Origin of the sequence: Curtobacterium sp. MCBA15_001 (assembly GCF_001864835.1) — a bacterium.
GTDB lineage: Bacteria > Actinomycetota > Actinomycetes > Actinomycetales > Microbacteriaceae > Curtobacterium.
In genome coordinates this window covers 109,221-126,641 of record NZ_MJGI01000007.1, presented here as the reverse complement: position 1 = coordinate 126,641, position 17,421 = coordinate 109,221, and the positions used below count along the sequence as shown (strand labels likewise).

At 71.1% G+C, this 17,421-nt stretch carries 16 protein-coding genes and 1 tRNA gene; 12 read left to right on the top strand and 5 right to left on the bottom strand.

The window, feature by feature from the left end; all coding sequences use genetic code 11:
• Window positions 1–83: 83 nt before the first annotated feature.
• The gene (locus tag BIU90_RS04340; protein ID WP_071299011.1) at window positions 84–1,040 is read right to left on the bottom strand and encodes a metallophosphoesterase; all 957 of its coding nucleotides are present in this window, start codon (window positions 1,038–1,040) and stop codon (window positions 84–86) included.
• On the bottom strand, window positions 1,037–3,598 hold the full coding sequence (locus tag BIU90_RS04335) for a transglycosylase domain-containing protein (protein ID WP_071299010.1): 2,562 nt from the start codon (window positions 3,596–3,598) through the stop codon (window positions 1,037–1,039). Before BIU90_RS04335 ends, BIU90_RS04340 begins: the two co-directional genes overlap by 4 nt.
• Window positions 3,599–3,648: 50 nt before the next feature.
• Between BIU90_RS04335 and BIU90_RS18180 the strand changes: the two genes are divergently transcribed.
• Together BIU90_RS18180 and BIU90_RS04330 are read left to right on the top strand one after the other, a co-directional pair.
• Window positions 3,649–3,807, top strand: a complete 159-nt coding sequence (locus BIU90_RS18180) for a DUF4177 domain-containing protein (RefSeq protein WP_139195102.1) — start codon at window positions 3,649–3,651, stop codon at window positions 3,805–3,807.
• Window positions 3,804–4,265: a RidA family protein gene (locus BIU90_RS04330; RefSeq protein ID WP_071299009.1), complete on the top strand. Its 462-nt coding sequence runs from the start codon at window positions 3,804–3,806 to the stop codon at window positions 4,263–4,265. Before BIU90_RS18180 ends, BIU90_RS04330 begins: the two co-directional genes overlap by 4 nt.
• A gap of 77 nt (window positions 4,266–4,342) precedes the next feature.
• Here BIU90_RS04330 and acs read toward each other — a convergent pair whose 3' ends face one another.
• A complete protein-coding gene (gene acs / locus BIU90_RS04325; protein WP_071299008.1) occupies window positions 4,343–6,313 on the bottom strand; it encodes an acetate--CoA ligase in 1,971 nt (656 codons plus the stop codon).
• Window positions 6,314–6,918: 605 nt separating this feature from the next.
• On the opposite strand from acs, the gene BIU90_RS04320 reads away from it, so the two are divergent.
• From BIU90_RS04320 to BIU90_RS04275, 10 genes are all read left to right on the top strand, one after another.
• Window positions 6,919–8,043, top strand: coding sequence for a CpaF family protein (locus BIU90_RS04320; RefSeq protein ID WP_083403694.1), 1,125 nt, complete (start codon window positions 6,919–6,921; stop codon window positions 8,041–8,043).
• Window positions 8,044–8,081: 38 nt separating this feature from the next.
• Window positions 8,082–8,909, top strand: coding sequence for a type II secretion system F family protein (locus tag BIU90_RS04315; protein ID WP_139195101.1), 828 nt, complete (start codon window positions 8,082–8,084; stop codon window positions 8,907–8,909).
• Between the two features lie 83 nt (window positions 8,910–8,992).
• Complete coding sequence (locus BIU90_RS04310) at window positions 8,993–9,217, top strand: DUF4244 domain-containing protein (protein ID WP_071299006.1); 225 nt, start codon at window positions 8,993–8,995, stop codon at window positions 9,215–9,217.
• Window positions 9,201–9,584 (top strand): TadE/TadG family type IV pilus assembly protein, encoded by a 384-nt coding sequence (locus BIU90_RS04305; RefSeq protein WP_302847384.1) that lies wholly within the window; start codon window positions 9,201–9,203, stop codon window positions 9,582–9,584. Before BIU90_RS04310 ends, BIU90_RS04305 begins: the two co-directional genes overlap by 17 nt.
• Entirely contained in the window at window positions 9,581–9,937 is a 357-nt protein-coding gene (locus tag BIU90_RS04300; RefSeq protein WP_071299004.1) for an Rv3654c family TadE-like protein, read from the top strand. The genes BIU90_RS04305 and BIU90_RS04300 overlap by 4 nt, the downstream gene beginning before the upstream one ends.
• Window positions 9,938–10,082: 145 nt before the next feature.
• Complete coding sequence (gene topA, locus BIU90_RS04295) at window positions 10,083–12,899, top strand: type I DNA topoisomerase (RefSeq protein ID WP_071299003.1); 2,817 nt, start codon at window positions 10,083–10,085, stop codon at window positions 12,897–12,899.
• The gene (tmk, locus tag BIU90_RS04290) at window positions 12,896–13,528 is read left to right on the top strand and encodes a dTMP kinase (RefSeq protein ID WP_071299002.1); all 633 of its coding nucleotides are present in this window, start codon (window positions 12,896–12,898) and stop codon (window positions 13,526–13,528) included. Before topA ends, tmk begins: the two co-directional genes overlap by 4 nt.
• A gap of 25 nt (window positions 13,529–13,553) precedes the next feature.
• Window positions 13,554–14,696 (top strand): DNA polymerase III subunit delta', encoded by a 1,143-nt coding sequence (locus BIU90_RS04285; protein ID WP_071299001.1) that lies wholly within the window; start codon window positions 13,554–13,556, stop codon window positions 14,694–14,696.
• A 71-nt stretch (window positions 14,697–14,767) separates the two neighbouring features.
• Window positions 14,768–15,403 carry a TetR/AcrR family transcriptional regulator gene (locus BIU90_RS04280; protein WP_071299000.1) on the top strand — a complete coding sequence of 212 codons (636 nt, stop codon included), beginning with the start codon at window positions 14,768–14,770 and terminating at the stop codon, window positions 15,401–15,403.
• Between the two features lie 46 nt (window positions 15,404–15,449).
• A tRNA-Thr gene (locus BIU90_RS04275) sits at window positions 15,450–15,525 on the top strand.
• Between the two features lie 131 nt (window positions 15,526–15,656).
• Here the strand turns inward: BIU90_RS04275 and BIU90_RS04270 are convergent.
• Together BIU90_RS04270 and BIU90_RS04265 are read right to left on the bottom strand one after the other, a co-directional pair.
• Entirely contained in the window at window positions 15,657–16,496 is an 840-nt protein-coding gene (locus tag BIU90_RS04270; RefSeq protein WP_071298999.1) for an ABC transporter permease, read from the bottom strand.
• The gene (locus BIU90_RS04265) at window positions 16,493–17,410 is read right to left on the bottom strand and encodes an ABC transporter ATP-binding protein (protein ID WP_071299038.1); all 918 of its coding nucleotides are present in this window, start codon (window positions 17,408–17,410) and stop codon (window positions 16,493–16,495) included. The genes BIU90_RS04270 and BIU90_RS04265 overlap by 4 nt, the downstream gene beginning before the upstream one ends.
• Window positions 17,411–17,421: the final 11 nt, after the last annotated feature.

Here is a 17,421-nt window from a genome sequence, read left to right as displayed (position 1 = left end):
AGGTGTGTTGGTCACTCCATGAAGCGACCTGAAGCAGTCTAGCGGATGATCGAGGGTGCTCACGACCACCCGCGCGACCGGGTTCAGGCGGTGCGAGCCGTGAGCGTCACGACGACGGCCTCGGGACGGCAGGCGAACCGGACCGGGGCGTAGATGGACGTGCCGAGGCCCGCGGACACCTGGAGCCACGACCAGTGCGTCTTGTTCTGCCAGCGATGCAGGCCGCTGGCGTAGGCACGGGGGAGATCGCAGTTCGTGACGAGTGCGCCGACCCCGGGCACGGCGACCTGGCCGCCGTGGGTGTGACCGGCGAAGACGATGTCGGCGCCCTGGGTCACGAACGCGTCGAGCACGCGGCGGTACGGCGCGTGCGTCACACCGATGGACACCGGCGCGGGGCCGTCCTCGTCCTCGGACCAGGGGACCTCGCCGCGCATCTCGTCGACGTTCGTGGGGAGCAGGTCGAGCCGGTCCCAGTCGCGGTGGGCGTCCGACGTGCCGAAGAGCTCGAACCGCGAACCGCGGACCTCGATGGCGCGGGCGTGGTCGTTGAGGTCGAGCCATCCGAGCGACTCGAAGAACGCCGTCTGGCGCTCGACGTCGAGGTCGACCGGCGTCGCCTTCGTGTGCATCGCGCTCGGGCCGCTGAAGTAGCGCAGCGGGTTGCGGGGCGCGGGACCGAAGAAGTCGTTCGACCCGTGGACGAATGCGCCGGGGACGCCGCGGAACGGCTCGAGGGCGTACTCGATCGCGGCGTTCGCGGTCTCGTGCCCGGGGTTGTCGCCGGTGTTGATGACGAAGTCCGGCTCGACCAGGCTGAGGTCGCGGATCCACTGCTGCTTGTCGGCCTGCCACGGTGCCATGTGGATGTCGGACAGGTGCAGGACGACGACGTCGCGCGACCCCGGGGGCAGTACGGGCACGGTCTCCCAGCGGATGCCGAAGCGTCGCCGTTCGACGAGCGTGCCCCACGCTGCCGCGCCGACGCCGGCGGCAGCCCCGACGGCGAGGGCCCCGAGCGCGGCGCGGCTCCGCGTCACTTGCAGTCCTTCGGCGGGTTGCCGTCCTTGTCGCCGAAGAGCTTGATCGTGACGGCGGTCGCCTTCGCCATCGCAGTGCCGGCAGCCGGGTCCATCGCGGCGACGGTGCACTGGTTCTTGCCGTCGCCCTTGGCGTAGTCGGGGGTGAGGTTGACCGTGCCGTACCCGGCCGCGCCGAGGGCCGCGCGGGCGTCGCCGACGGACTGGCCGTTCACGTCGGGCACGTTCGCCTGGCTGCCGTCGGTGGTGTACACCGTGACGCTCGATCCCCGCGAGAGGAGCGATCCGACGTCGGGCGAGGTGGACGAGACGGTGCCCGCTGCGCCGCCGCCGGGCTGCGTGCCGCCGTCGACGTATGTGAGTCCTGCGCCCGAGATGATCGCGCGGGCCTCGTCAGCGGTCTTGCCCGACACGTCGGGGATCGCGATGCTGTTGCCCTTGAGCGCCGTCGCCGACGGATCGGTGAACGGGCCGGCCGGGTACAGGGCGTTCAGCGGTGCCTGCGCCTGACGCCAGGCATTCGCACGGTACCCGGCGTAGGTGTTGCTGACGCCGTTGCTGTAGTGCCGCAGGTTGAGCTTCTTGCCGTCCGTGTTGCCCTGCCAGTACGCGGTGGCGACCTTGGAGCTGGAGCCCACGAGCCAGATCTGGTCCGCGTCGTCGGTCGTGCCGGTCTTGCCGAACAGCTGCGTGCCGTCCGGGGTCTGGGCGCCGACCGCGGTGCCGCTCGAGATCGTGCGCTTCATGGCGTAGATCGCGGACTGGGCGACGGACGGGTCGAGGACCTGCTTGCAGTCCTTGGGCTGCCCGCCGAGGCTCTTGCCCGCCGCGTCGGTCACGTTGTCGATCGCGATCGGGGAGCAGAACGTGCCGTTGTTCGCGATGCCGGCGTAGGCAGCGGCCATCGTCAGCGGCGCGATGTTGTTCGTACCGAGGATGGACGACGGGTAGCTGTTCAGCGGGGTCTTCTCGTCGGCGGAGTGCACGCCGAGGTCCTCGGCGGTCTGCTTGATGTCGCAGATGTCGAGCTTGGCGGCCATCGAGGCGAACGCGGCGTTCACCGATGCTGCGGTCGCGGCGATGACGGTGAAGTTGCCCTTCTCACCAGCGGAGTCGTTCTTCGGTGCCCAGTTCGTGTAGTCGGTCTGTCCACAGATCGTCCACCGTGAGGTGTTGTGCGGGGTGCCGTTGACGACCTCGTTCAGCCCGTGCCCGGCCTTCAGCCAGTCGAGCAGGGTGAAGACCTTGTACGTCGACCCGACCTGGAAGCCGATCGAGCCGCCGTACTCCTTGTCCACGCTGTAGTTGATGGACGTGGCGGTCGGCGGGGACTGCAGCGACTGGTCGTAGTCCTTGTTCTGCGCCATCGTCAGGATGCGGCCGGTGCCGACCTCGACCGAGTCGAACGCGGCGCCGAGGGCCAGACGCGTCTCGGTGTTGCGGTCGTACTTGTTGAGGACGTCCTTCTGGGTGCCGTTGGCGTCGAGGTCGAGCGTGGTCTGGATCGTGTACCCACCGTTGCGCCAGGCGGTCGCACGCTGCTTGTCGGTCGAGCCCAGCTGCGACATCTGCTTGACGACCTTCACGGCGTAGTCGCAGAAGAACTGCGAGCCGTTGCCCGCTGCGGACTTGCAGCCCTGGTTCGGCTCGGTCAGGTGCACGTAGTCGGCCGGCTTCGAGGCGATGGCGGCGTCGTACTGCTCCTGCGTCAGGTGCTTCTGCGCGAACATCGACTTGAGGATGACGTCACGTCGGGCGACGTTGGCGTCGTAGTACTTGGGGTCGGACAGGTTGCGCGTGTTCGGCGACTGCACGATGGCCAGGATCGACGCCGCTTCCTGCGGGGTCAGGTCCGTGGCGTTCTTGTTGAAGTAGTGCTGCGCGGCGGCCTGCACGCCGTAGGTCTGGTCGCCGAAGTAGGCGATGTTGAGGTAGCCGGTCAGGATCTCCTGGTGCGAGTACTTCTTCGCCAGGCCGATCGCGAGCTTCATCTCCTCGAGCTTGCGGGGGATGGTCTGCTCGACCGCGTCGTTGTAGGCCTTGTCGCGCTCTTCCGGGGTGGGGAGTTCGAGTGCCTGCTGCATCTTGATGTTGCGGACCAGCTGCATGGTCAGCGTCGACCCGCCGCCGGACTCACCCAGACCACCGGCGAGCGAACCCACGCCGGCGCGCACGAGCGAGGTCATGTCGACGCCGCCGTGGTCGTAGAAGCGCTTGTCCTCGCCGTCGATCGCGGCGTTCTTCAGCTGGTCGCTGATCTGGTCGAACTTGAGCTCCTGCCGGTTCTGGTCGTAGACCGTCGCCAGGTGCACGGGCTGCCCGCCCTGGTAGGCCAGGACCTCGTTGCGCTGCGGCAGGTCACCGATCTCGATGTACTCCGGCAGCGACTCGAAGACGCCGATCGTCGAGGTCGTGGTGACACCGGCCACCGCGATCGCCGGGGTGACACCGATGGTGACCAACAGGCCGGCCAGCACGCTGAACCCGACGAACCCGACGAAGGCGCCGACTGCAGAGACTGGTTTGGTCCGCGAGGCAGACGTCTTCTGGGCAGACATATGATGCAGCCTAAACGACACCCCCGACTGAAAGGCTGGCAAGGAACCGCATGACTCGCTGGGAGTACTTCACCACGCCGCTGATGATCCACAACACCACCGCGATCCTCAACGCGCACGGGGGCGAGGGCTGGGAACTGGTCCAGATCGTCACCGGTCCCGAGGGCGGACTCGTCGCCTACCTGAAGCGTCCGAAGGCCGACGCGTGAGCATCGACGCGCGTCTGCAGGAGCTCGGGCTCACGATCCCGGAGGTCGCAGCCCCCGTGGCCGCCTACGTGCCGGCCGTCGTGACCGGGCAGTACGTGTACACCGCGGGGCAGCTGCCCTTCGTCGACGGTGCGCTGCCCGTGACCGGCAAGGTCGGTGCGGACGTGGACGCCGACACCGCGACCGCGCAGGCGCGCCAGGCAGCACTCAACGCGCTGGCCGCCGTGCAGTCCGTCGCCGGCTCGCTCGACCGCGTCGCCCGGGTCGTCAAGGTGACGGTCTTCGTCGCCTCCGATCCCGCCTTCACCGGGCAGCCCGGTGTCGCGAACGGCGCGTCGACCCTGGTCGGCGACGTCTTCGGCGACGCCGGCGTCCATGCGCGGAGCGCGGTGGGCGTCGCGGTGCTCCCGATGGACGCACCGGTCGAGGTCGAGTTGGTGGTGGAGCTGACCGCCTGACGGGTGTTCCCCGTCTGCCGGAAGTGATGAGGGCCTCCAGTCGGTACTGACTGGAGGCCCTCATCACGTTCCGCGGTCTACATGAGTTCCGCGATGGTCGCCATGATCGTCGGGTCGGCCAGCGTGGTCGTGTCGCCGATCCTGCGTCCCTCGGCCGCGTCGCGGAGCAGCCGCCGCATGATCTTGCCGGACCGCGTCTTCGGCAGCTCGGGCACGATGACGATCTGTCGGGGCTTCGCGATCGCGCCGATGCGGGTGCCGACCCAGGCGCGCAGCTCGGCCGCGACGGCGTCACGGTCGACGCCCTCGGCGGCCTCGGTGGTCAGGATCACGAACGCGACGATGGCCTGACCGGTCGTCTCGTCGGCTGCGCCGACGACGGCGGCCTCGGCGACGCCCTCGTGTCCGACGAGGGCCGACTCGATCTCCGCGGTGGAGAGCCGGTGGCCGGAGACGTTCATGACGTCGTCGACGCGGCCCTGCACCCAGATGTCGCCCTCGCCGTCGAGCCGGGCGCCGTCGCCGGCGAAGTAGCGGCCGGGGAAGCGGTCCCAGTACGTCTCGACGAAGCGCTCCGGGTCGTTCCAGATCCCGCGTGCCATCGACGGCCAGGGTTCGGCGATGGTGAGGTAGCCGCTGCCGCCGGGGTCGACGCGGTGGCCGTCCTCGTCCACGATCTCGGCGACGATGCCGGGCAGCGGTGTCTGCGCTGCGCCGGGCTTGAGCTTGGTGACGCCGGGGAGTGCGGAGACCATGATCGCGCCGGTCTCGGTCTGCCACCACGTGTCGACGATCGGGGTGCGGTCATGGCCGATGACCTGCCGGTACCACTGCCAGGCCTCGGGGTTGATCGGCTCGCCGACGCTGCCGAGCAGGCGGAGGGACGCCAGGCTGCGGGCCTCGGGGATCTGTCGGCCGGCCTTCATGGCGGCGCGGACCGCGGTGGGTGCGGTGTAGAGGACGGTGACGCCGTAGGAGTCGACGATGTCCCACCAGCGGCCGGGCTTCGGCTCGTCCGGCGTTCCCTCGTAGAGGACCTGGGTGACGCCGTTCGCCAGCGGGCCGTAGACGACGTAGGAGTGGCCGGTGATCCAGCCGATGTCGGCCGTGCACCAGTAGACGTCCTTCTCCGGGTGCATGTCGAAGACGTTCTTGTGCGTGTACGACGCCTGGGTCAGGTAGCCACCGGAGGTGTGCACGATGCCCTTGGGCTTCCCGGTGGTGCCGGACGTGTACAGGATGAAGAGCGGGTTCTCGGCGGGGAAGGCCTGTGCCTCGTGCTCGGGTGCGGCCTGTGCGAACGCGTCGTGCCACCACAGGTCGCGGTCGTCGTCCCAGGCGACGTCGTTGCCGCCGCGGCGGACGACGAGCACGCGCTCGACGCTGTCGGTGCCCTCGCCCTGCAGTGCCTCGTCGACCGCGGGCTTGAGCGCTGCGACCGCGCCGCGCCGCCAGCCGCCGTCCGCGGTGACGACGAGCTTCGCGCCGGCGTCCTCGATCCGGGCACGGAGGCTCTCGGCGCTGAACCCGCCGAACACGACCGAGTGCACCGCGCCGATCCGGGCGACCGCGAGCATCGTGACGACGGCCTCGGGGATGAGGGGCATGTAGACGACGACCCGGTCGCCCTGGGTGACGCCGAGGTCGGTGAGCATGTTCGCGGCGCGCTGCACGTCGGCGGTGAGTTCGGCGTAGGTGATGCGTCGGGTGTCGCCGGGAGCACCCTCGAAGTGGATCGCGACCCGGTCGCCGTTGCCCGCGCGGACGTGACGGTCGAGGCAGTTCTCGGCGACGTTGAGGGTGCCGTCGTCGAACCACTTCGCGAACGGCGCTCCCGACCAGTCGAGCGTCTTCGTGAACGGCGTGCGCCAGTCCAGCAGCGTCCGGGCCTGTTCGCCCCAGAAGGCCGGTCGGTCCTGCCTGGCGGCCTCGTGCAGGTCCTCGTGCGCGACGGCGTCCGCCACGAACTCGGGAGACGGTGGGAAGGTGCGGTCGCCGTCGGCTCCGTGGTCCTCGTTGCGGGGGTCGACCTGGGTCGGAGTGGACATCGATGTCCTTTCGCGTCGTTGCGTCGTTTCGTCCGTGGTGCTGGTGGTGCCAGTCGGAGACTACCCCCGGGGCCAGCCGCTCCGATCGCCGGACCGGCGGGGGTGTGCACTGCGCACCAGCCGGTCGGCGCACAGCGGCGCGTCGGGGTTGCCCGCGGCACCCTCGCGTGGGGTACACTCGTTCTTGCCGGACTCGTTTCCGGCGGCATCGGATCGGATTCCCCCCAATCCTCCGTTGTCCTGGCGGCACCTGTTCCCCCCAACCGGTGCCGCCTCTTCTTTTTCCCGGACTCGCTCGACACCTGTCGCCGACTGTCCGCACGCTGGTTCCGGGCCGATCGGCGCAGCGCCGCGGATGCATGGACAGACCGGTCCATGGTGGGGAACGCCGTCGCGTGGTGCGACCCGCTCGGTCGCATGCCCGTCCGCGCGCCTCGCAGGCGCCCTCCGGTGGTGCTCGACGTCGGTGACGGTCGCGACACCGTGTGGGGTACGGCGCCAGTGATCGGGGGACAAAAGTTCGCACTGCTGGGGACACTCGCCGTTCCGCACAGGAGCACACCGCACCGCTGCCGGGGTCCGAGCGCCGCCCTAGCGTGCGGCAGATGCACCGACACCGCGCCCACGCTGCCCCGTTCCTCCCCGGTGCGGCCGCACCCGACCGCCTCAGGACCGGGGCCGACCCCCTGGTGTTCGAGGAACTCGCACCGTTCGTCCTCGACGATGCCGTCACCGACGTGCTCGTCCAGGGCGGCGCCGGGGTCTGGGTCGACCGGGGGGACGGCCTCGTCCGGACCGGACTCCGGCTGGACGAACGACGGACGCGCGACCTCGCCGGGGCCCTGGTCGCCGCAGGCGGGCGACACGTCGACGAGACCACGCCGGTCGCCGACGTCCGCCACGGCGACGGCATCCGGGTGCACGTCGTGCTCGCGCCCGTGGCGGTCCGCGGGACCGCGATCTCGATCCGGCTGCCGAGCGGCCGTCGTCCGACGCTCGACGACCTGGACCGCTCCGCCACCTTCGACCGGGTGCCGCGGCGGGTCGTCGAGGACGCCGTCCGGCTCCGACGCAACGTGCTCGTCTCCGGGGCGACGGGCAGCGGCAAGACGACGCTCCTCGGGGCGATGCTCGCGCGGGTCCCCGCCGACGAACGCATCGTCACCGTCGAGGACGTCGCCGAACTCCGCATCGACCACCCGCACGTGGTCGGGCTCGAAGCGCGTCAGGCGAACGCCGAGGGTGCCGGTGCGCTCGGGCTCGACCGCCTGGTCCGTGAAGCGCTCCGGATGCGCCCGGACCGGCTCGTCGTGGGGGAGTGCCGCGGTGCCGAGGTCCGCGAGCTCATGTCGGCACTGAACACCGGGCACGACGGCGGAGCGGGCACCGTGCACGCCAACGGACTCGACGACGTCCCGGCCCGGCTCGAGGCCCTCGGTGCCCTCGCTGGACTCGAGCCCACCGTCCTGGCCCGACAGGCCGTCAGTGCGTTCGACCTCGTGTTGCACGTCGAGCGGCGCCGCGGAGTGCGCCGGCTCGGTGCCGCGGGGCGGTTCCGGCTGGATGACGCCGGTCGGCTGGTCGTCGAGCGGGTGGCGGCTGAGCGCCCCGGCGCGGTGCACGCGGCCGTCGAGCGCTCAGGTGCGTCCGCGGCTGTCGAACGCTCAGGTGCGTCCGCGGCTGTCGGACGTCCGGTCGCAGGGACGGCGCCTGGTCGTCGGCGCCCGTGACGGGGACCGGTCGTCGTCACGGCGGGTTCGACCCGGTCGTGGCAGCTCGACTGCTCGACCGCGTCGCGACGCTCGTCGCCGCCGGGGCGAGCCCGCCCCGCGCCTGGGAACTGGTCGGAGCCGTGCGCACGGGCCCCGACGCAGGTGGTGCCGCCCGACTCGTCTCGGCGCACCCGGACGTCCGCGCGGTGCTCGAGGTCGCTGCACGGACCGGAGCACCCGTGGCGCCGACGCTCCACTCCGTGGCGGCCGCACTCCGACGCAGCGCCGGCGCCGACCGTGCCGTCGTGGTGGCCCTCGCCGGACCCCGCACGAGCGCGACCGTCGTCCTCGCGCTCCCCGTCGTCGGGATGCTGCTCGCTGCCGTCGGCGGCGTGGACACGCTCGGTGCGCTGACCGGTGCACCGCTCGGCCGGGTGAGCCTGGCTGCCGCCACTGCGCTCGTCGCCCTCGGACGCTGGTGGTCGCGGCGGCTGGTGCGGGCCGTGGAGCCGGACGGCCGCATCCCGGGGGTCCTGCTCGACGTCTGGGCGGTGGCGCTGTCCGGCGGTGGGTCGTGGTCCGGAGCGGGTGACGCGGTCCGCCAGACCGGCCTGGGGGGTGCTGACGACCCGGTGGCGCAGGCGCGGCTGTCCGAGACGCTGACGCTCGCTCGTCGTGCGGGGGTCCCGGCGGCGGCGCTCCTGCGATCGGCGGCCGAGGACCTGCGCGACGACGCCGCTGCCGACGCGCTCGCGGCAGCCGAGCGGCTCGGGGTCCGGCTCGTCGTCCCGCTCGGGGTGTGCGTCCTGCCGGCGTTCGTCCTGGTCGGAGTCGTCCCGGTCGTGGTCGCGCTCCTCTCCTCCACAGTCGGGGACCTCACGTGAGGCATCCACACCGCAGGACCTCGGCCCGCAGCGGGTGACCGGGTGTCGGCACGCTGGGCGGACCAGACACGAAGGGGAACACCATGACACGGTCCGACCATCCACACGGCGCACGTCCCGTCGCGCCTCGTCCTCGTCCGTCGCTCCGACTGCCACGACCGGCGGACGACCAGGGCTCCGCCACCGCCGAGTACGCGGTCGTCATCCTGGCGGCGGTCGCCTTCGCCGGCGTGCTCGTCGCCGTGATGCGCTCCGGCGAGGTCCAGGCGATCCTCACCGACCTCGTCCGCGGTGCGCTCACATCGTGACCGCGGGTCGGGTCGCGCTCGGCGGGATCGGGGGCCAGGTCGAGCGCGGTGTGACCGCGGGTCGGTCACGGTCGAGTTCGCGGTCGCCCTGCCGGTGGTGGCCGTGGTCGTCGGCCTGGCGATCGCCGGGGTCGTGCTCGTCGACGCACAGGGGCGGCTGCAACTCGCGGCGGCGACGGCGTCCCGAGCGCTCGGCCGCGCGGACACCGACACCGCACGGGCGGCGCTCGCCGCCGCCGGTCCCGGCACGGCCTCGTCGGTCACGCACCGCGACGTCCTGGTGTGCGTGACGCTCGAGCGCCGACCGGCCGGACCGCTCCCCGTCCTCCTGCACGGCACCGCATGCGCAGCGGACGGTGGGGGATGACCCGGCCCGGGCATGGTCGTGCGGACGACCGCGGATCGGCCACGGTCGTGATGGTCGCCGTCGTCGCCACCGTGCTGGTGCTGGCCGGGATCGTGCTGGCGGCCGCGGCGGTCCGGGTCGCCACGGTCCGCGCCCAGGGCGGTGCCGACGCCGCGGCGACCGCGGCGGCGGCTTCGCTCGTCGGGCTCGTTCCCGGTGGACCGTGCGCCCGGGCAGGGGCGGTCGCGGCGGCATCGGGCGTCCGTGTGATGACCTGCGAGACCGCGGGCAGTCACGTCCGGGTCGCGGTCGCCGCCCGGTCCGGCGCGCTCACCGTCACGGCGCACGCCGTGGCCGGTCCGGCACCGAACTGACCGGCAGCGCCCGATGACCGTCCGGCAGGCATCCTGCAGCACTGTGTGTATGGTGTGCCTGTCGGCCCGCCGGTCATCGATGTCCCGGTCGACCCGGACGCGGCGAGCGTCCCCGGGCCGACAGCACCATCGATCAAGGAGACACGTGCCAGGCACGAAGAAGCTCGTGATCGTCGAGAGCCCCGCGAAGGCGAAGACGATCGCGCAATACCTCGGTGACGGATACGAGGTCCAGGCGTCAGTCGGGCACATCCGTGACCTCATCGAGCCCAAGAACCTGCCTGCTGAGCTGAAGAAGGGGTCGCTCGGCAAGTTCTCCGTCGACGTCGACAACGGGTTCGAGCCGTACTACGTCGTCTCCGACGCCAAGAAGAAGACGGTCGCCGACCTCAAGCGCGCCCTGAAGGACGCCGACGAGCTCTTCCTCGCAACAGATGAAGACCGCGAGGGCGAGGCCATCGCCTGGCACCTGCTCCAGGTGCTCAAGCCCAAGGTGCCGGTCAAGCGCATGGTGTTCCACGAGATCACCAAGGAAGCGATCCAGCGCGCCCAGGAAGCCACGCGCGAGCTCGACACGGCGCTCGTCGACGCGCAGGAGACCCGCCGCATCCTCGACCGCCTCTACGGCTTCGAGGTGTCACCCGTGCTCTGGCGCAAGGTCGGCCCCGGGCTGTCCGCCGGCCGCGTGCAGTCCGCAGCGACCCGACTCGTCGTCGACCGCGAACGCGAGCGCCTGGCGTTCGTCTCCGCGAACTACTGGGACCTGACCGCCCGCTTCGAGAAGGCCGGCGACGCGGCGTTCTCCGCTCGCCTGGCACGCATCCACGGCACCCGGGTCGCTTCCGGGCGTGACTTCGACGACCGCGGCCAGACCACCTCCGAGGCCGTCCGGCTCGACGAGGCATCCGCCACCGCGCTCACGACCGTGCTCGAGCGGGCTGGTGACGCCGTCGTCCGCAGCGTCGAGTCCAAGCCGTACACGCGTCGTCCGGCTGCACCGTTCACCACCTCGACGCTGCAGCAGGAAGCCGCGCGCAAGCTCCGCTTCTCGGCACGGCAGACCATGAGCGTCGCGCAGTCGCTGTACGAGAACGGCCACATCACCTACATGCGGACCGACTCCGCCTCGCTCTCGCAGCAGGCGGTCACCGCGGCCCGCAAGCAGGCGGCTGACCTGTACGGCGCGGAGACCGTGCCGGACAAGCCGCGCAGCTACGCCGGCAAGAGCAAGAACGCGCAGGAAGCGCACGAGGCCATCCGTCCCGCCGGCGACGTCTTCCGGACGCCGTCGCAGATGGAGAAGGTGCTGCGCGGCAACGACTGGAAGCTCTACGACCTGATCTGGAAGCGCACCGTCGCGTCGCAGATGGCGGACGCCAAGGGCTCGACCGCGTCCGTCGTGCTCGGGATCACCTCCACCGAGTCGGTCGAGGGGCTCGCGTCCACCGCCGCCGGCACCGACGTCGAGTTCACCGCGTCCGGCACGGTCATCACCTTCCGTGGCTTCCTCAACGCCTACGAGGAAGGCCGCGACGAAGACCGTCACGACGCCTCGGCGAGCGGCGCGGACGCCAAGCTGCCGCAGATGACCGAGGGCGACCACCTCGGCGTCGACGAGGTGGAGGCCAAGGGGCACGACACCTCGGCTCCGCCGCGCTACACCGAGGCCAGCCTGGTGAAGACCCTCGAAGAGCTCGGGATCGGCCGTCCGTCGACCTACGCCGCGATCATCTCGACGATCGTCGACCGTGGGTACGTCACGCCGCGGGGGAGCTCCCTCGTGCCGAACTGGATCGCGTTCAGCGTGGTCCGGCTGCTCGAGGACTACTTCGGTGACCTGGTCGAGTACGACTTCACCGCCGAGATGGAGAGCGACCTCGACCGCATCGCCAGCGGTGAAGAGGACCGGGTCGACTGGCTCAAGGGCTTCTACTTCGGCGGCGGCGACCAGCGCGGCCTGCGCACCGTCATCGACAACCTCGGCGAGATCGACGCGCGCGAGATCAACTCCGTCGAGCTCTCGCCCGGGCTGACCCTGCGCATCGGTCGGTACGGGCCCTACATCGAGACCCCGAGCGACGACCCCGAGAAGCCACGCCGGGTCAACGTGCCCGAGGACCTGGCTCCGGACGAGCTGACGGCCGACAAGGCCCGCGAGCTGGTCGAGGCACCGGTCGTCAGCGACCGTGTCGTCGGCATCAACCCGGAGACCGGCAAGGAAGTCCTGGCGAAGGACGGCCGCTTCGGGCCGTACGTGACCGAGCGCACCCCCGAGCCCGAGCCCGCCGTCGACCCGTCGACCGGCGAGGTCCTCGACCAGGCACCGGCCGCGCCGACGTCCACGAAGTCGACGTCCGCGAAGACGACGTCCGCGAAGGCCACGTCCGCGAAGGCCACTGCTTCGGACACCGCTGCCGCACCGAAGAAGAAGACCACCAAGAAGGCGGCCGCGCCGAAGGAACGCACGGCGTCGCTGTTCAAGTCGATGGACCCGCAGTCCGTGGACCTCGAGACGGCGCTCAAGCTGCTCGACCTGCCGCGCACGGTCGGCACCGACCCCGAGTCCGGGGCCGAGATCACCGCGCAGAACGGTCGCTACGGCCCGTACCTCAAGAAGGGCACCGACACCCGGACCCTGCCGAGCGAGGATGCGATCTTCGACATCGACCTGCCCGGAGCGCTCGAGGTCTTCGCCCAGCCCAAGTACGGCGCGAAGCGTGCTGCGACCGCGGCGCTCAAGGAGTTCGAGGCGGACCCGGTCTCCGGCAAGGCCATCAAGGTCAAGGACGGCCGCTTCGGCCCCTACGTCACCGACGGCGAGACGAACGCCACGATCCCCCGCGGCGAGGAAGTCGAGAGCGTCGACTTCGACCGTGCCGTGCAGTTGTTGGCGGACAAGCGTGCCAAGGGTCCGGTCAAGAAGAAGCCCGCCACCCGACGCGCACCGGCCAAGAAGAAGTGACCGGACGCTTCATCACGCTCGAGGGCGGTGACGGCGCTGGGAAGACCACCCAGGCCGAGCTCCTGACGGCGTGGCTCGAAGCGCACGGGCGCACCGTCGTCCGGACGCGCGAGCCCGGCGGCACCGACCTGGGCCTCCGGATCCGAGAGATCGTGCTGCACGACCGCGGCCACGTGTCGCCCCGGGCCGAGGCGCTGCTCTACGCCGCTGACCGTGCCCACCACATCGAGACGGTGGTGCGGCCGGCCGTCGCTCGCGGCGACGTCGTGCTGCAGGACCGGTACATCGACTCGTCGGTGGCGTACCAGGGCGTCGCCCGGGGCCTCGGCGCCGAAGCGATCCGCGGGATGTCCGACTGGGCCGCCGACGGCCTGGTGCCGGATGCGACCGTGCTGCTCGACCTGGACGTCACGGTCGGCCGCGCTCGTGTCGCCGCTGCCCGCGGCGACACGTTCGATCGGCTCGAGTCCGAGGCGGCTGCCTTCCACGAGACGGTCCGACAGGCCTTCCTCGACATGGCCAGCGCCGAGCCGGAGCGCTTCCTGACGGTCGATGCGTCCGCAGCCCAGGACGACGTGCAGGCCGCCATCCGTGCGGGCCTCGCACCCGTCGTGGGGATCGCTCCGTGACGGTGGTCGCTGCCAGGATGGCACCGTGAGCGTCTGGGACGGCCTGACCGGGCAGGAAGACGCCGTGGCCGCGCTGCGGAACGCGGCCGAGTCGCCCGACGGCACCGGTGGCATGACCCACTCGTGGCTCATCACCGGTCCGCCCGGTTCCGGCAGGTCGAACGTCGCGACGGCGTTCGCCGCAGCGCTGGTGGGGTCCGGCCCCGACGACGACCACACGCTGCGGCAGATCACGGCCCACACGCACCCCGACGTCTCCGTCCTCACGACGCAGCGCGTCATCATCACCATCGACGAGATCCGCCAGCTCGTCACCTCGTCGTACTACTCGCCGTCGGTGGGGCGGTGGCGTGTCGTCATCATCGAGGACGCCGACCGCATGACCGAGCGCACGTCGAACCTGCTGCTCAAGGCGCTCGAGGAACCGCCCGAGCGCACGGTCTGGATCCTCTGTGCGCCGAGCGAAGCGGACCTGTTGCCCACGATCCGGTCCCGTGTCCGCTCGGTCCGCCTCCGCGTGCCCGGTGTCGAGGCCGTCGCTGACCTGCTCGTCGCGCGCAACGGCGTCGACCGGGTACTGGCGTTGGACGCCGCACGGCAGGCGCAGAGCCACATCGGCATGGCCCAGCGACTCGCGACGAGCGCCGACGCGCGGGATCGCCGTCGCCGGACCCTGCAGACCGTCCTGCGCATCCGGAGCGTCGGTGACGCGGTCGGTGCCGCTGCTGAACTCCTGGCCGTCGCCGACGAGGACGCCAAGGCGATCACCCTCGAGCGCGATGCCGAAGAGCGCGACGCCGCACTCCGGTCGCTCGGCGTCGAACCCGGGGGGACCGTCCCACCCGCACTGCGGTCCCAGCTGCGCGCGATGGAGGAGGACCAGAAGCGTCGAGCCACCCGGAGCCTGCGTGACGGCCTCGACCGCATCCTGGTCGACGTGTCCTCGCTGTACCGGGACCTGCTGCTGATGGGCCTCGGTGCGCCGGGCGACCCCGTGAACCTGTCGATGCAGGACGACCTCGACCGAGCGCGTGACTCGGTGCCGCCCGCTGCCGCGCTCGAGATCCTCGACGCGGTCGCGCTCGCCCGCACACGGATCGCCGCGAACGTGGCCGCGCTGCTCGCACTCGAGGCGTTGCTCGTCACCGTGGTGCGCGCGCTGCGCTGACCGGGACGTCCTTCGCTGAGGGCACACCGAGGAGCGGCCGGAGAGCGGCTCGTACGTGGGAGGATCAGCGCATGCCCGAAGCAGAACCCGGCCTGCGGGAGCGGAAGCGACGCGCCACCCGACTCGCCATCCAGCAGGCAGCCCTCCGGATCGCGATCGAGGACGGCCTGGCCGCGGTCACGGTGGACGAGGTGTCCCGCCGCGCCGACATCTCGCCACGGACGTTCTTCAACTACTTCCCGAGCAAGGAGCAGGCGATCCTCGGGGACGACCCCACGCTGCCGGACGACGAAGCGCTCGACATCTTCGTGGAGGGCGGCCCGACGGGGGAGCTGCTCGGCGACGTGGGCGCGCTGCTCGTGCACTCGGCGCGGGAACTCATCGAGGAACGTGGCCTGATCAACGAGCGGCAGTCGGTCCTCCGGGCGAACCCGGAGCTGTTCAGCCAGCGCATGGCCTCGATGAAGGAGTTCCAGGCCGAGCTCGAGTCGGTGATCGCGCGGCGGATGACCCACGACGACCCGCTCGCCGCGGACGATCAGCCGCGCCTGCACCGACGCGCCCGACTCGCGTCGTTGGTGTCCCTCGCCACGCTGCGACACGCCTGGTGGGAGTGGTCCGAGTCCCCGGCGGAATCGCACCTGGTCGACGATCTGCAGCGCTCCTTCGACGAACTCGGCACGCTCGTTTCGCGCTCGCTCGTCTGAACCTGTATAGTCGTGACCCGTGCCGCTCCGGTCTTCCGGAGTGTCCGCCGCCTTAGCTCAGTCGGTAGAGCGATTCACTCGTAATGAATAGGTCGTCGGTTCGATTCCGACAGGCGGCTCCACGACGAAGGGCCCCGATCCACGGAACGGGGCCCTTCGTGCTTCCAGCCAGCCAGCCGCCAGCCAGCCGGCGGCCAGCCAGCCGGCGGCCAGCCGGTCAGACCGGCCGGCCGGCCGGTCTGCGTGAGCGTCGTCAGACGTCCCGCGCGCGAGCCGCAGCCAGCGCCGCACCACCGACGACGAGGACCTCGCCCGCCAGCACTGCGAACCCGCCCCACCCGTTCAGCACGAGCCCGGCCTGCGGCCCTGGCCCCGCGGCCGCGGTGCCGTACGCGAACAGGTGCGAACCGGCCTGGTCCGGCAGCAGCGCGAGCAGGTCCATCACCCACTGCGCGTTCGTCAGTCCGGCGAAGACCGACAGGATGACCGGCAGGACGAGCAGGATCCCGAGCGTGATGGCGATCCCTCCCGCACTCGACTTCACGAGCAGCCCGATGCCGTACGCCAGCAGCGCGAGCAGCGTCACGTAGACCGAGGACCCCAGGATCGGCATGATGACAGCCGGGTCGGCGAGGTCCGGACGGACGGCGTTCGCCGCCTGCAGGGGGGTCGAGATCGCGACGCCGATCCAGGTCGCCACCGCGCTGACGACGAACGTGGTCACCGCGAGGACGAACGCCTTCGCGAGGACGACCCCGGTGCGGCGGGGGTCGGCGGTGAACGTCGAGCGGATCTGTCCGGTGCCGTACTCACCCGTGATGATGAGCACGCCGAGCACCCCGACCACGAGCGCCGTGATGGAGACGCCGGCGGTGTTGATGCTGACGAGCTGCGCGTTCGCGGCCTCGGTGGGCACCGCGGGGCCGCCGCGGTTGACCAGGGCACCGAGCAGGACGGCCATGGCGATGGTCAGGAGGACCAGGATGCCGTAGCACCACACCGTGGACCGGATGCTGCGGAGCTTGATCCACTCGCTGCGGACGAGGTGGGGGAAGGACAGGCCGGTCCCCGTCGGCGTGCTGACGGCGGTCATCGCGCGCCCTCCGATCGGTACTCGACGTCGTCGCGGGTGAGCGCCATGTAGGCCTCCTCGAGGCTGGCGCCCATGGGGGTGAGTTCGTGCAGGACGACGCCGGCCCGTGCAGCGACGGCACCGATCGACGGTGCGTCGGGGCCGACGACCAGGAAGGACCCGTCGTCGCGCGGCGTCACGGCGGTCGCCGCCTGGCCGATCGCGGCGAAGAGCTGGTCCGGAGCGGGCGTCCGGACGACGACGCGTGCGCCACCGCCCTCGGGACCGGCGACGAACTCGGAGATCGGCGCATCGGCGAGCACACGACCGCGGCCGAGCACGACGACGCGGTCGGCGGTCTGCGCCATCTCGCTCATCAGATGGCTGGAGAGGAAGACGGTCCGTCCCTCTGCGGCCATCCGCCGGGCGAGCTGACGGACCCACACCACGCCGTCCGGGTCGAGTCCGTTCACTGGCTCGTCGAGGATGAGCGTCCTCGGGTCACCGATGAGCGCGGCCGCGATGCCGAGACGCTGCCCCATGCCGAGCGAGAACCCGCCCACACGCTTGCGCGCGACCGACTCCAACCCCGTCATCTCGATGACCTCGTGGACGCGGGCCTTCGGGATGCCGTGGGTCGCGGCCAGCGAGAGCAGGTGGGCGTACGCGCTCCGGCCGGTGTGCACGGCCTTGGCCTCGAGGAGGGCGCCCACCTGCCGCAGCGGGTCTCGGAAGGTCTGGTAGGGCCTCCCGTTCACCGTGGCGCTGCCGGAGGTGGGTCGGTCCAGCCCCATGATCATGCGCATCGTGGTGGACTTCCCGGCGCCGTTCGGCCCGAGGAAGCCGGTCACGCTGCCCGGTCGCACGACGAAGGAGACGTCGTCGACGGCGAGCTTCGGACCGTATCGTTTGGTGAGATGGTCGACTTCGATCACGGCGGCCACGG

Excerpts from the sequence above, each read along its gene's own strand:
- BIU90_RS04320 (WP_083403694.1), top strand. The coding sequence starts at position 6,919 with ATGCACCGACACCGCGCCCACGCTGCCCCGTTCCTCCCCGGTGCGGCC.
- BIU90_RS04280 (WP_071299000.1), top strand. The coding sequence starts at position 14,768 with ATGCCCGAAGCAGAACCCGGCCTGCGGGAGCGGAAGCGACGCGCCACC.
- BIU90_RS04300 (WP_071299004.1), top strand. The coding sequence starts at position 9,581 with ATGACCCGGCCCGGGCATGGTCGTGCGGACGACCGCGGATCGGCCACG.
- acs (WP_071299008.1), bottom strand. The coding sequence starts at position 6,313 with ATGTCCACTCCGACCCAGGTCGACCCCCGCAACGAGGACCACGGAGCC.
- BIU90_RS18180 (WP_139195102.1), top strand. The coding sequence starts at position 3,649 with ATGACTCGCTGGGAGTACTTCACCACGCCGCTGATGATCCACAACACC.
- BIU90_RS04335 (WP_071299010.1), bottom strand. The coding sequence starts at position 3,598 with ATGTCTGCCCAGAAGACGTCTGCCTCGCGGACCAAACCAGTCTCTGCA.
- BIU90_RS04310 (WP_071299006.1), top strand. The coding sequence starts at position 8,993 with ATGACACGGTCCGACCATCCACACGGCGCACGTCCCGTCGCGCCTCGT.
- BIU90_RS04270 (WP_071298999.1), bottom strand. The coding sequence starts at position 16,496 with ATGACCGCCGTCAGCACGCCGACGGGGACCGGCCTGTCCTTCCCCCAC.